This is a genomic window from Paeniglutamicibacter sulfureus, from assembly GCF_039535115.1.
GTDB lineage: Bacteria > Actinomycetota > Actinomycetes > Actinomycetales > Micrococcaceae > Paeniglutamicibacter > Paeniglutamicibacter sulfureus.
Genome location: NZ_BAAAWO010000001.1, coordinates 4,297,698 through 4,311,153 on the forward strand (window position 1 = coordinate 4,297,698; position 13,456 = coordinate 4,311,153).

General features: G+C 63.9%; 10 protein-coding genes. 8 read left to right on the forward strand and 2 right to left on the reverse strand.

Annotated features, from left to right (window positions below; genetic code table 11):
• The first annotated feature begins 9 nt into the window (after nt 1–9).
• The 8 genes from ABD687_RS19465 (at nt 10) to ABD687_RS19500 (ending at nt 12,123) form a co-directional block, all read left to right on the forward strand.
• The gene (locus ABD687_RS19465) at nt 10–1,653 is read left to right on the forward strand and encodes a peptide ABC transporter substrate-binding protein (protein WP_264268098.1); all 1,644 of its coding nucleotides are present in this window, start codon (nt 10–12) and stop codon (nt 1,651–1,653) included.
• A 165-nt stretch (nt 1,654–1,818) separates the two neighbouring features.
• A complete protein-coding gene (locus tag ABD687_RS19470) occupies nt 1,819–2,745 on the forward strand; it encodes an ABC transporter permease (RefSeq protein ID WP_264268097.1) in 927 nt (308 codons plus the stop codon).
• Between the two features lie 19 nt (nt 2,746–2,764).
• On the forward strand, nt 2,765–3,751 hold the full coding sequence (locus ABD687_RS19475) for an ABC transporter permease (protein ID WP_264268593.1): 987 nt from the start codon (nt 2,765–2,767) through the stop codon (nt 3,749–3,751).
• Nucleotides 3,752–3,755: 4 nt separating this feature from the next.
• Nucleotides 3,756–5,456 (forward strand): dipeptide ABC transporter ATP-binding protein, encoded by a 1,701-nt coding sequence (locus ABD687_RS19480; RefSeq protein WP_302262682.1) that lies wholly within the window; start codon nt 3,756–3,758, stop codon nt 5,454–5,456.
• A gap of 452 nt (nt 5,457–5,908) precedes the next feature.
• Complete coding sequence (locus tag ABD687_RS19485) at nt 5,909–7,711, forward strand: ABC transporter family substrate-binding protein (RefSeq protein WP_302262681.1); 1,803 nt, start codon at nt 5,909–5,911, stop codon at nt 7,709–7,711.
• Between the two features lie 113 nt (nt 7,712–7,824).
• On the forward strand, nt 7,825–9,342 hold the full coding sequence (locus tag ABD687_RS19490; RefSeq protein ID WP_310288765.1) for an ABC transporter permease: 1,518 nt from the start codon (nt 7,825–7,827) through the stop codon (nt 9,340–9,342).
• A gap of 40 nt (nt 9,343–9,382) precedes the next feature.
• Nucleotides 9,383–10,423, forward strand: a complete 1,041-nt coding sequence (locus ABD687_RS19495; RefSeq protein WP_310288763.1) for an ABC transporter permease — start codon at nt 9,383–9,385, stop codon at nt 10,421–10,423.
• Nucleotides 10,420–12,123, forward strand: a complete 1,704-nt coding sequence (locus ABD687_RS19500; RefSeq protein ID WP_310288760.1) for an ABC transporter ATP-binding protein — start codon at nt 10,420–10,422, stop codon at nt 12,121–12,123. Before ABD687_RS19495 ends, ABD687_RS19500 begins: the two co-directional genes overlap by 4 nt.
• 100 nt (nt 12,124–12,223) lie before the next feature.
• On the opposite strand, the gene ABD687_RS19505 is transcribed toward ABD687_RS19500, so the two are convergent.
• Both ABD687_RS19505 and ABD687_RS19510 read right to left on the reverse strand, forming a co-directional pair.
• Complete coding sequence (locus tag ABD687_RS19505; RefSeq protein ID WP_264268091.1) at nt 12,224–12,688, reverse strand: GNAT family N-acetyltransferase; 465 nt, start codon at nt 12,686–12,688, stop codon at nt 12,224–12,226.
• A gap of 37 nt (nt 12,689–12,725) precedes the next feature.
• The gene (locus ABD687_RS19510) at nt 12,726–13,340 is read right to left on the reverse strand and encodes a TetR/AcrR family transcriptional regulator (RefSeq protein ID WP_264268090.1); all 615 of its coding nucleotides are present in this window, start codon (nt 13,338–13,340) and stop codon (nt 12,726–12,728) included.
• Nucleotides 13,341–13,456: the final 116 nt, after the last annotated feature.

Sequence of the window (13,456 nt, forward strand, 5' to 3'; positions counted from 1 at the left end):
GGAGAAAGAATGCGTTACAACCGCACCTCGAAGGCCCTTGTGCTTTCCGCAGCCCTGGCCCTGACCCTGACCGCCTGTGGTGGCGGCGGCGGAGGAAACGAAGCCGACGAAACCACCGGCGGAGACCCGGCGAAGGTCATCACGGCAAACTCGACCGAACCGCAAAACGGTCTTTTGCCGGCCAACACCAATGAAGTCGGCGGCGGACGCGTGATGGATCTGCTCTTCACCGGGTTGGTCAGCTACGACATCGACGGCAAGCCGGTCAATGAGTTGGCGGAGTCCATCGAGACCACCGACGCCATGAACTACACCATCAAGATCAAGTCCGGGCAGAAGTTCACCAACGGCGAGGCCGTTACGGCCAAGTCCTTCGTGGATGCCTGGAACTTCGGTGCAGCCGCCAAGAATGCCCAGCTGAACTCGTACTTCTTCGAGTCCATCAAGGGCTATGACGAGGTCAGTGCCGAGGGTGCCACCGCGGAGACCATGGAGGGCCTGAAGGTCGTCGACGACACCACCTTCACCGTCGAACTCAAGCGCGCCGAGTCCGACTTCCCGCTGCGCCTGGGCTACACCGCCTTCTACCCGCTGCCGGCCGCCGCATTCGAGGATCCCAAGGCTTTCGGCGAAAAGCCCGCAGGCAACGGCCCGTACAAGCTGGCCGAGGACGGCTGGAAGCACAACGTCCAGATCGACCTGGTTCCCAATGCCGACTACTCCGGTCCACGCACCGCAGCCAACGGCGGCGTGTCGTTCAAGATCTACAGCACCTTTGATGCTGCTTACCAGGACCTGTTGGCCAACAACCTGGACGTGCTGGACCAGATCCCACCGAGCGCCCTGCAGAACTACCAGGACGACCTCGGCGACCGCTGGGTCAACCAGGCCTACGCGGGCAACGCGACCATGACGATCGCCAGCTACCTGCCAGAGTTCAAGGGCGAGGCTGGCCAGCTTCGCCGCCAGGCCATCTCCATGTCCATCAACCGCCAGGAGATCATCGACAACATCTTCTTCGGTGGCAAGCAGGTCGCGAAGGACTTCACCTCCCCGGTGCTCGACGGCTACTCCGATGCCCTCCCTGGCAACGAAGTGCTGACGTTCAACGCCGAGAAGGCCAAGGAACTGTGGGCCGAGGCCGAGAAGATCGATCCGTGGCCGGCCGACAAAACCTTCACCATCACCTCGAACATCGATGGAGCGGGCAACAAGGAATACATCGAGGCCATGGCCAACCAGATTTCCAACACCCTGGGAATCAAGGCCGAGCTGAACCCGATCCCGACGTTCAAGGAAATGCGTGAACTGGTGGTCTCCAAGGATCTCAAGGGCGCCTCGCGCGCCGGCTGGCAGGCTGACTACCCGTCGCTCTACAACTTCCTTGGCCCGCTGTACGGCACCGGTGCCGGTTCCAACGACGGCGACTACTCAAGCAAGGAATTCGACCAGAAGCTGGCCGAGGGCCTTGCCGCCACCTCCGTGGAGGAAGGCAACAAGATCTTCAACGAGTCCCAGGAGATCCTGCTCAAGGATCTGCCTGTCATCCCGCTGTGGTACCAGGCGGTCCAAGGCGGATGGAGCGAAAGCGTCTCCGATGTGAAGTTCGGATGGAACGGTGTCCCGGTCTACAACGCCATCGTCGGCAAGTAGCCCGTCCCGCTGCTGATCCACCACGTGAGAAAGGGGGACCCGCCCTAGGGTCCCCCTTCTTGCGTCAACCGGCAAAGCATCCCCGCCAGCCAACCTGAACTTCCTTACAAGGAGTAGTCCCTTGATCGATTCGATCACCCCCACAACACCCACGGTGGCAGTTCCATGATCATGTTTACATTCAAGAGATTCCTGCAGTTGATCCCGGTATTCTTCGGGGCCACCCTGCTGGTGTATTTCTTGGTCTTTGCCACCCCCGGCGATCCCATCGCCGCACTGTCCGGCGGCAAGCCGATGAGCCCCGCGGTTGAATCCGCGCTGCGTGCCCAGTACAACCTAGACCAGCCGTTCTGGGTCCAGTATTTCCTGTACCTCAAGAACCTGGTGACCTTCGACCTGGGCCAGACCTTCTCCGGCCAGCCAGTGGCGGACGTCATTGCCCGGGCCATGCCCGTGACCGCGCGCCTGGCCGTGATGGCCCTGGCCATCGAGGCCTTCTTCGGCATCATCTTCGGCGTCATCGCCGGCCTGAAAAAGGGCAAGCTCTTCGACTCCACGGTGCTGGTTGCCTCGCTGATCGTCATCGCCGTACCCACCTTCGTCCTGGGTTTCGTGCTGCAGTTTATCGTCGGAGTGAAGCTCGACTGGGCCAAACCGACCGTCGGTTCCACGGCTCCATGGGGTGACCTGATACTGCCAGCTACCGTCCTCGGGCTGGTTTCGCTGGCCTACGTGCTGCGACTGACCCGCACGTCGATCATCGAGAACAAGCAGGCAGACTATGTGCGCACTGCAACCGCGAAGGGCCTGAGCCGCCGCCGCGTGATCATGGTCCACATTCTGCGCAACTCGCTGATTCCGGTGGTCACCTTCCTCGGTGCCGACCTCGGAACCCTCATGGGCGGCGCCATCGTCACCGAAGGCATCTTCAACGTCCCGGGGATCGGCAATCTGGTGTACCAGGCCGTACTCAAGGGTGAAACCCCAACCGTCGTGGCAGTCGTCAGCGTCCTCGTAGTTGTTTTTGTTATCGCTAACCTCGTCGTTGATTTGCTCTACGCGTGGCTTGACCCAAGGATCCGCCTTGTCTGAGAATCCAACTCCCGAAATCATCGAACCGACCACGCAGGCTCCCCGCGTCCGCGCCGGAAAGATCTCCAGTCGCCACATCGAGCACTATGTGGCACCGCTGGAGGAAACCCCGCTGCAGTCCGTGGACAAGGTGGACGAAACCGCGCAGCCGTTGAGCATGTGGGCCCAGGCCTGGCGCTCGTTGCGCACGCAGCCGCTGTTCATCATTTCCGCTCTGCTCATCCTCCTGGTGATTGCCGTGGCTGCCTTTCCCGGGCTGTTCACCAGCACCAGTCCAACAGCCTGCAGCCTCTCCTTTGCCCGCCAAGGGCCCTCGGCCGGGCACCCGCTGGGCTTCACGTTCCAAGGCTGCGACATCTATGCGCGCATCATGTACGGCGCCCAAGCCTCGGTGCTGGTCGGGTTGTTCACCACCATCGCGGTGGTCGTCTTTGGCGGCATCCTCGGCGCCCTGGCCGGCTACTATGGCGGCTGGCTCGACGCGGTACTGGCCCGACTGGCCGACATCTTCTTTGCCTTGCCGCTGATCCTTGGCGCCATCATCATCATGCAGCTGCCGGCATTCAGGGAGAACCGCAGCATCTGGACCGTCATCATCACCTTGGCGATCTTCGGCTGGCCGCAAATGGCCCGCATCACCCGCGGCGCTGTCATTGAGGCCAAGAGCTCGGACTACGTCATGGCCTCGCGCTCGTTGGGCCTGTCCAAGTTCAAGACCCTGGTCAAGCACGTGGTGCCTAACTCCCTGGCACCGGTCATCGTGGTTTCGACCATCTCGCTGGGCATCTACATCGTCGCCGAGGCGACGCTGTCGTTCCTGGGCTTGGGGCTGCCGCCGAGCATCATGAGCTGGGGCAATGACATCGCCTCCGCGCAGATCTCCGTGCGCAACAACCCGGAGATCCTCATGTGGCCGGCACTGGCCCTGTCCATCACGGTGTTGAGCTTCATCATGCTCGGTGACGCCGTGCGCGACGCACTCGATCCAAAGTCACGTAAGGGCTAGCACCATGAGCGAATTATTGAAGAAACCCACTATGTTCGACTCGGTCCGGGACGACCTTCCGCTGCTTGAAATCAGGGACCTGGCCATCACATTCACCACCCCCGAGGGGCCGGTCAACGCCGTGCGCAAGGCCCACCTGACGGTGATGCCGGGCGAGACCGTGGCCATCGTGGGGGAGTCCGGTTCCGGAAAGTCCACCACCGCGCTGTCGGCCATCGGCCTGCTGCCCGGCAACGGCAAGGTCACCGGCGGCCAGATCATTTTTGACGGCGAGGACATCACCCACGCCAACGAGAAGCGCATCATTGAGCTGCGCGGCAGTTCGATCGGCATGGTTCCCCAGGACCCCATGTCCAACCTGAACCCGGTGTGGAAGATCGGCTTCCAAGTCCAGGAAACCCTGAAGGCCAACGGCCTGGCCGGAAACAACTCCAAGGAACGCGTCGCCCAGGTACTCTCGGACGCAGGGCTGCCCGATGCGGCAAAGCGCGCCGGGCAGTACCCGCACGAGTTCTCCGGCGGCATGCGCCAGCGCGCACTGATTGCCATCGGCCTGGCCTGCCGCCCGCGGCTGCTGATTGCCGACGAACCAACCAGCGCCCTCGACGTGACGGTGCAGCAGCAGATCCTGGACCATTTGGACACCATGACCAGCGAGCTGGGCACGGCCGTGCTGCTGATCACCCACGACCTGGGTCTGGCGGCGGAGCGCGCCGAAAAGATCGTGGTGATGTACAAGGGGCAGGTCGTTGAATCAGGGCCGGCCCTGGAAATCCTGCGCAACCCGGTCCACCCCTACACCCAGCGCCTCGTTGCCGCGGCTCCGTCGCTGGCCTCCAAGCGGCTGCAATCACAGCCGGCGGAGGTGGCCGAGGAAGTCAATGCGGTGGTCAAGGCCGAGCATGAGATGACAGACGACGACGTCCTGCAGATCAAGGACCTGACCAAGGTCTTCAAGATCCGCAAGGGACTGGGCCGCAGCGAGGACTTCACCGCTGTGGACAATGTGTCCTTCTCCGTCAAGCGCGGCACCACCACGGCGATCGTGGGGGAGTCCGGCTCGGGCAAGTCCACGGTGGCCCAGATGGTGCTGAGCCTGTTGAAGCCCACCTCCGGATCCATCAGCTTTGACGGCCAGGACATGACTGACCGGTCCGAACGCGACCTCTTCAAGTTCCGTCGACGGGTGCAGCCGATCTTCCAGGACCCCTATGGTTCCCTGGATCCGATGTACAGCATCTATCGAACCATTGAGGAGCCGCTGAGGATCCACGGAATCGGTGACGCCAAGTCCCGGCAGCAACGGGTCAAGGAACTGCTGGAACACGTATCGATGCCCTCGTCCACGATGCACCGGTTCCCCAACGAGCTTTCCGGCGGGCAGCGACAGCGCATTGCCATCGCGCGCGCCCTGGCGTTGAACCCGGAAGTGATTATCTGCGACGAGGCCGTCTCGGCACTGGACGTGTTGGTGCAGGCGCAGATCCTGAACCTGTTGAACAAGCTGCAGGAGGAGCTGAACCTCACCTACTTGTTCATTACCCACGACCTGGCCGTGGTGCGGCAGATCGCCGACGATGTTTGCGTGATGCAGTACGGCAAGATCGTGGAGCACTCCACCACGGACGAGGTGTTCAACAACCCCCGGAGCGAGTACACCAGCAACCTGCTCCGCTCGATCCCGGGGTCCACCTTGAGCCTGTAGTTGAGTGAGGAATTGCTGACAATTCGGCAGTAGGAGATGCGACGTGGAGGGGTGAACCGGAAGGTTCGCCCCTCCATTGACTTAACCCTGTCTGCCCCTGAAACAAGCCGCTCCGGATGGCGCGGAGCGCCATTCGCGGCCGTGTTTCCAAACTGTTATAAATCCGGGCGGACCACCGCCACCTACTTGCGGGTAGTAATTGGCAAACCTCAATGTGAAGTGAATCCTTGATTTTTCGCGGTTGTAGCGCCCGTCACATCGGAGTTCGGCGCTAAGCGCGGCACGAGCGGCCAAGTGGCGGCACGGATGGCAGGTAAATATGAAGGGGTGTTTTTATATCCATACGTTGAAATCGGGGCTATGGTTCTAAATTGTGGGGCATCGCACACTGCATGGACCGCATCCGGATTAAACCCCCGGCTTCATCTAGATCAAGCTAATTAGGAGGAGAAATGCGTTTCCAACGTATTTCCAAGGCTGTCGCGGTGGGTGCTGCGCTCGCACTCGCGCTAAGTGCATGTGCCCCTGGCGGCCCCAGTGAAACAGCCTCGTCCGCACCGGCGGCAGGAGCCAGCGGCAAGTTCAGCGTTGAACCGGCAGACACCGGCCTTGCCGACCTCGGCGATATCACGACCAAGGACGACTCGGTCAGCTACTCGGTCGGCGCCGAAGACTTCATCAGCTACAACGGCCTGACTCCGCAGTCCTACAGCACCTACAACTCCGCCGTCACCGACAGGCTCTTCGCCAGCTTCACGTACTTCGGCACCGACGGAAAGGTCTACCCGAACGAGGACCTCGGCTCATACGAGGTCATCAGCGAAGACCCGATGACCGTCAAGTACACCATCAATCCCGAGGCCAAGTGGTCCGACGGCACCGACATCACCGTCGCCGACTCGGTGCTTGCCTGGGCCGTACAGAACACGAATCTCGCCGATGGCGACAAGCCGCTCTTCGACTCGGTCTCGCAGGACCTGGGCCAGACCATCCCCAAGGGTCCCGAGGGGGATCCGGCCGGCAAGGAATTCACCGTCACCTACGCGAACCCCGATCCGGACTTCGCCATCCAGACGATGATCTACAGCCCCGCACACATCGTGGCCAAGGAAGCCGGCATGAGCACCACCGAAATGGTCGATGCCATTCGCGCGGGCGACTCCGATGCCCTGAAGGAGGCCGCAAAATTCTGGAACACGGGTTGGAACACCTCCCCGGGCACGCTTCCGGCCGCCGACCTCATTCCCGTTTCCGGCCCGTACAAGCTGGGCAGCTGGGAAGCCGGACAGTCCATCACCTTGGTGGCCAACGAGAACTACTACGGCACCCCGGCGGCAACCAAGGAACTGGTCATTCGCTTTGCCGCACCGGACACCATGGTCCAGGCCCTGCAGAACGGCGACATCGACGTCATCGAACCGCAGCCCACAGTCGACACGCTCGCACAGCTCACCGCCCTCGGTGACACGGTGCAGGTCCACCAGGGCGACACGCTCACCTGGGAGCACCTCGACTTCAACTTCACCAAGGATGCGCTCTTCGCCGACAACCTGGAGCTTCGCAAGGCCTTCGCCATGTGCGTCCCGCGCCAGCAGATCGTCGATAACCTGATCAAACCGCTGAACCCGGAGGCCCAGGTCATGAACACCCGCGAGGTCTTCCCGTTCCAGGAAAGCTACGGCGACGTCGTGTCCGCGGCCTACGCCGGACAGTACGACAACGTCGACATCGAAGGCGCCAAGAAGATCCTCGAGACCGAAGGGGTCGACAAGCCGGAGGTCCGGATCGGATACTCGGCCCCGAACCCGCGCCGCACCGAAGAAGTGGCCATGATCAAGTCCTCCTGCGACCAGGCTGGCTTCAACATCGTCGATGCAGGCGACCCGAAGTTCTTCGCCCCGGGCGGCACCCAGGAGCGCGGCGACTACGAGGTGGCACTGTTCGCCTGGGCCGGATCCGGCCAGATCACCTCCGGCGAGAACATCTACGCCACGGGCAAGCCGCAGAACTACGGCAAGTACTCCAACACCGAGGTCGACGCGGCCTGGGAACGCCTAACCACCACCCTGGACACCAACGTCCACGCGGAGGAAACCAAGAAGATCGAGAAGCTGCTCTGGGATGACCTCTTCGGCATCCCGCTCTTCGCCCACCCGGGACTGGGGGCATCCGCCGAGGACGTGCTGAACGTCCGCAAGACGGCCACCCAGAACGGTCTGGTCTGGAACGCGGAACAGTGGGTCCGCGCCGAATAGCCGACTGACGGAAAACGGCAACAACGTGGGGCCTGGCGCAACCAGCGTCGGGCCCCACGTGTCCGTCGGCCCACGGGCCGCGGACACATCGGCTAGAAAGGTAGCTACTTGCAGTGTTGAGATTTATTCTCCGCAGGCTGGGCGCGTCGATAGGGATCCTGTTTGCGGCCTCGCTCCTGCTCTACGTCCTCGTGATCAACTCCGGCGACCCGCTGGCGGAGCTCCGGGAAAGCAACGCGGAAAACCGCGAAACCCTGATGCAGCAACGCATCACCTTCATGAACCTGGACATGCCCTGGTACCAGCGCTACTGGACCTGGCTGGTGGGTGTGGGCAAGTGCTTCGCCCTCCAATGCGACCTGGGCACCAGCCGCCAGGGCGTGGATGTCGGGGCGCTGCTGAGCCTGGCCGCCAGCTCCACGCTGCGCCTGGTGCTGCTGGCCACGGTACTGGCAGCGATCCTCGGCATCGCCATCGGCGTGCTGACGGCGGTCCGCCAATACTCGGGACTGGACTACGGCGTCACCTTCATGACCTTCCTCTTCTTCTCTCTTCCGGTCTTCTGGGCAGCCGTGCTGCTGAAGGAATACCTGGCCATTGGCTACAACGACTGGATGCGCGACCCGGCCTTCTCGCCGCTGCAGATAGCGGCGATCGCGCTGCTGGTCGGCTTCCTGATGCAGATCTTCCTGGCCGGCCCGCTCAAGCGGCGCATCATCACCTTCGCCGTGGCAGCCGGATTCGTTGCCGTCGTCATCCCTTACCTCACCTGGCTGAACTTCTTCCGCTTCCCGCAACTGGGATTCGGCGGAGTGCTGGTGCTGGGGCTCGGCGTGGCACTGAGCGGGACCGCCATGACGGTGGGCCTGCGGAACACCAAGGTGCTCTACCCGGCGCTGGCGACGGTGGCGCTGGGCGCGGTCGTCTACTACCTGGCCTTCGGCGTGCTGGAGAACCCGAACTGGTTCGTCCTCGTCGGCGGCGGCATCCTGGCAGTGCTCATCCCTGCCCTCCTGGGCAAGTACATGGGGGCGCACCTTCGCGGTCCCGCCATGGGCGTCTCGGTGGCCACCGGACTGGTCATGGCCGGGCTGACCACCCTTGACCACATTTTCCGTGCCTGGCCCGGCTTCCTGCTCCTCAAGCCTCGGCCGATCGCCACCATCGGTTCGCAGACCCCGAACTTCGCCGGGACCTTCTGGGAGGACTTCCTGGACAAGGGGACCCAGTTGCTGCTGCCCACCATCCTGCTGGCCATCATCTCGCTGGCGAGCTACAGCCGCTACACCCGCTCCTCGATGCTGGAAGTCGGACAGCAGGACTACATCCGCACCGCCCGGTCCAAGGGATTGAGCGAACGCACGGTGATTTTCCGCCACGCCTTCCGCAACGCCATGATCCCCATCGCCACCATCGCCGCCTTCGACTTCGCCGGGTTGATCGGCGGGGCGGTGATCACCGAATCGGTCTTCGGCTGGAAGGGCATGGGCGAATTGTTCCGGACCGGCCTGCTGCAAGTGGACCCGGCCCCGGTCATGGCCTTCTTCCTGGTGACGGGAACCGCCGCGGTCGTGTTCAACATGCTGGCCGACATCTTCTACGCAATTCTGGATCCGAGGATCAGGGTATGAACCAGCACACGAACCACCACAACGCACGGGAGGGCCGGCGATGACCATCGAGAAAGAACCGACCGAAACCCCGGCCGTCCTGCTGGCCGAGGCCGAGGACGCGGCGTTGGCGCGCAAGGACAGCGTCTCGCTCAGCCAGGGCCAACTGGTCCGCCGCCGCTTCTTCGCCCACCGGGCCGCCATGATATCGACGGTGGTGCTGGCCTTCATTGCCGTCATGGCCTTCACCTCCATCGGCTATGCGGGCATCCCGGGCTGGTGGGACAAGGACTACACGCTGGCCGGATCCGTCGTCGACGGGGGACGTCCCACGCTTTCGCTGATCCCGGGCTGGCTCGGCGGGGAGGGGCTGCGCTGGGGCGAGAACCCGTTCGGCCAGGACTCCACGGGCAAGGACTACTTCGCGCTGGTGATGCGCGGAACCCAGCAGTCGATCATCATCGCCGTCATTGTCGGGTTCGTGGCCACCGTGATCGGTGCCGTCGTCGGCGCCGTGGCCGGATACTACCGCGGCTGGGTCGATGCGGTGCTGATGCGCATGACCGACCTGTTCATCGTGATTCCGCTGCTGGTCCTCGCCGCCGTGCTGGGCCAGATCGCCTCGCGCTCGGGCAACACCACCGTGGCCCTGGCCCTGGTGCTGGGGCTGGTGACCTGGACCGGCCTGGCCAGACTGGTGCGCGGCGAGGTGCTCTCGCTGCGTGAACGCGAATACGTCGCGGCCGCCCAGTCCATGGGGGCCAAGACCAGCCGGGTGATCTTCAAGCACCTGCTGCCCAATACCATCGGCGTCATCGTGGTGAACGCGACGTTCGCCATCGCCGGGGCCATCCTGCTGGAGACCTCGCTGTCCTACCTCGGCTTCGGGGTGAAGGCCCCGGACTCCTCCCTGGGCCTGCTCATCAGCCAGTACCAGAACGCCTTCACCAACCGCCCGTGGCTGTTCTGGTGGCCGGGCATGATCATCCTGGCGATCGCGCTGAGCGTGAACTTCCTGGGCGACGGGCTGCGCGATGCCTTTGACCCGCGCCAGACCCGCAAGGCCAGGCGCCGCAAGCAGAAAGACGAGGTTTCCGAATGAGCATCTCCGCACCATCGGCAGGCGATCGGTCCACGGCGCTGAGCTTTGAGAACCTGTCCGTCTCCTTCGAGACGGAGTTCTCCGACGTGCACGCCGTCAAGGGACTTTCCCTGGAGGTATACCCCGGCGAGGTCGTGGCCCTGGTGGGTGAATCCGGCTCCGGCAAGTCGGTCACCTCCACCGCCGCCATCGGCCTGCTGCCCTCCAACGCCTACATCACCGGCAGGGCCCTGGTGGGCGGGGTCAACGTGGTGGGCCTGGCGGAGAACAAGATGCGCAAGATGCGCGCCACGGACATTGCCATGGTCTTCCAGGAACCGATGACCGCGCTGAACCCGGTGCTCACCATCGAGCGCCAGCTCACCGAATCCCTGGAGCTGCACGGACTGGCCTATGGCAAGGATGCCACCCGTCGCGCCATCGAACTGCTGGAAATGGTCGGCATCCCCGATCCGGCCAAGCGCATCAGGCAGTACCCGCACCAGTTCTCCGGCGGCCAGCGCCAACGCATCGTGATCGCCATGGCGATCTCTTGCGACCCGAAGGTCATCATCGCCGACGAACCGACCACCGCCCTGGACGTGACGGTGCAGGCGGAGATCCTTGACTTGCTGCGCGAGCTCAAGGACAAGCTGAACACCGGCATCCTGCTGATCACCCACAACATGGGCGTGGTCGCGGACCTGGCCGACCGGGTGGCGGTGATGTTCCACGGGTCGCTGGTGGAAACCGGCACCGTGGACCAGGTGCTCAACCACCCGGAACACCCCTACACGCAGAAGCTGCTGGCCTCGGTGCCCAGGCTGGAGGCGGTGGACGTGACGGCGGAGTGGGTGCCCGAGCCGGAGGCACCCCTGGACGCGGACCGCGAGCTGGTTCTCGAGGCCAGGAACCTGGTGCTCGAATACGACATGCGCGGCACCAAGTTCCGGGCCGTGGACGACCTGTCCTTCGAGTTGGGGCGCGGACAGATCCTGGGCATCGTGGGGGAGTCGGGCTCCGGAAAGTCGACGGTGGCCAAGGCCGTGCTGGGGTTGCTGCCCGTGGCCTCGGGGGTGCTGGCCGTCCAGGGAACCAACCTCGCGACGCTGCCGCCCAAGGCAGCGCGGGCCATCCGCGCGAAGATCGGGGTCATCTTCCAGGACCCCGCGGCATCGCTGAACCCGCGTTTCCCGATCGGCGACTGCATCACCGAACCCATGGTGGTGCACAAGGTCGGCAACCGCGCCGAGCGCATCCGGCGCGCCTCCGAGCTGCTCGAGGCCGTGCACCTGCCGCGCACGGTGATCAACCGCTACCCGCACGAGCTCTCCGGCGGCCAGCGCCAGCGCGTGTGCATCGCCCGGGCGCTGACCCTTGACCCGGAGCTGCTGATCGCCGACGAGCCGACCAGTGCACTGGATGTCTCGGTGCAGGCGGCGGTGCTGGAGATGATCCAGGAACTGCAGGCCCGCTACGAGTTCGCCTGCCTCTTCGTCAGCCACGACCTGGCCGTGGTGGACCTGCTGGCGCACCGCGTGGTGGTCATGAAGGACGGCAAATCGGTGGAACAGGGCAGGGTGGCAGACGTGTTGCATGCACCGCAGCACGACTACACCCGCCGGCTGCTGGCCGCGGCCCCGGTTCCGGAGCCCGGCGAACAAGCTATCCGCCGGGAGGCGCGCCGCCTGCTGCTCGAAGTGGAGACCCCGGGGAAGTAGGGGGTCATCCGCACATGCCAACGGCCGGGTCCCCCCCGAAGAAGGGGAGAATCCCGGCCGTTGCCGTGCCCCCGGCGGGGGCGAAGACTGCGGGGAGGAGCTAGCTGAGCTCCATGATGAATTCCTTCACGACCGCGGCGCGGGCGTTGGAGAAATCGGCAGACTCCTCGATGACCTTGAAACCACGCCGTTCCAGGACCTTGATGGAGCCGATGTTGTCCTGCGGCACGCGGGCGCGCAGCGGACGTGCCGTGTATTCGGCCAGGAACGCGTCCACGGCCGAGGTGGTGATGCCCTGGCCCCAGTAACGGCTGGCGGTCCAGAAGCTGATCTCCGGGATGGTGTCGTTTTCGAAGACCAGGATCGAACCGGCGACTTCTCCGTTGTGTTCGATGGTGCGCACAATGACCTTGGGATCGTTGATGATCGAACCCCAGTGGTGGTCGAAGACCCCGCGGTCCGCCGGGTTGCGGGCCGTGAAGGCAGCCATGAGATTGGCTTCGGGGTCCTGCTGGTGTTCGAAGAACTGGTCCAGGTCTTCGGGCTGCAAAGGCCGTAGCTGCACGGTCACTGCCTCTCTAGTTGTGGTGATCGTCTAGGTCCTAGCCTACCGGTGTGAACAGGGCGGATGCCGCCATCTGGTTCAGCAGCCTGCGCAATCCCGCCTTGGAGGTGCGCGGGGAGTGCGCGGAATGCGCTGTTGAGTTGAGCAATCCGAAGGCGGCGTGGGCCCGGAAGCGGATGACGGCGTTGGTCTCCTGCGGGTGGATCCGGTGCAGTTGCTCGGTCCACAGGGCGATGTATTCGCGCTGCAGTTTGCGCACCAATTGCAGTTCGGGGGCCGGCAGGGTTTCCAGGTTCCGGTCCTGGACCTGGATGATGTCCGGACGGGCCAACGCGAAATCCGTGTGGAAGGCAATCAGCCGCTTCAACGTCTCGGCGGCGGTGTCGCCGGTGGCGGCAACCTCCCGGCCGCCGTCCAGAAGGTCCTGGCTGACCCCCACCAACAAGGCAATGAGGACCGCCGGCTTTCCCGAAAAGTGGCGGTATACGGCGGGGCCGCTGATGCCGCAGGCGGCCCCGAGGTCCTCGAGCGAGACCCCAGCGTAGCCGTGGATGGCAAAGAGCCGGGTTGCCTCGGACAGTAGGTCTTCGCGTCGCTGCGCCTTGGCGCGTTCGCGGTCGGTCGCCGTGACGTCCTTGGGATGTGAACTCACGCTCCACCGCTCCTTCATGCTTCTGCCAGGCCCGCCAAAGGCCGCTGATACTACTTGTCCGGGAGGCTGGACAAGTGTGCCGTACGCCACTAGCCTCGGACTCAGTTAATGATCAC

Coding starts and splice junctions, on each gene's coding strand:
- ABD687_RS19465 (WP_264268098.1), top strand. CDS start 10: ATGCGTTACAACCGCACCTCGAAGGCCCTTGTGCTTTCCGCAGCCCTG.
- ABD687_RS19470 (WP_264268097.1), top strand. CDS start 1,819: ATGATCATGTTTACATTCAAGAGATTCCTGCAGTTGATCCCGGTATTC.
- ABD687_RS19480 (WP_302262682.1), top strand. CDS start 3,756: ATGAGCGAATTATTGAAGAAACCCACTATGTTCGACTCGGTCCGGGAC.
- ABD687_RS19485 (WP_302262681.1), top strand. CDS start 5,909: ATGCGTTTCCAACGTATTTCCAAGGCTGTCGCGGTGGGTGCTGCGCTC.
- ABD687_RS19495 (WP_310288763.1), top strand. CDS start 9,383: ATGACCATCGAGAAAGAACCGACCGAAACCCCGGCCGTCCTGCTGGCC.
- ABD687_RS19500 (WP_310288760.1), top strand. CDS start 10,420: ATGAGCATCTCCGCACCATCGGCAGGCGATCGGTCCACGGCGCTGAGC.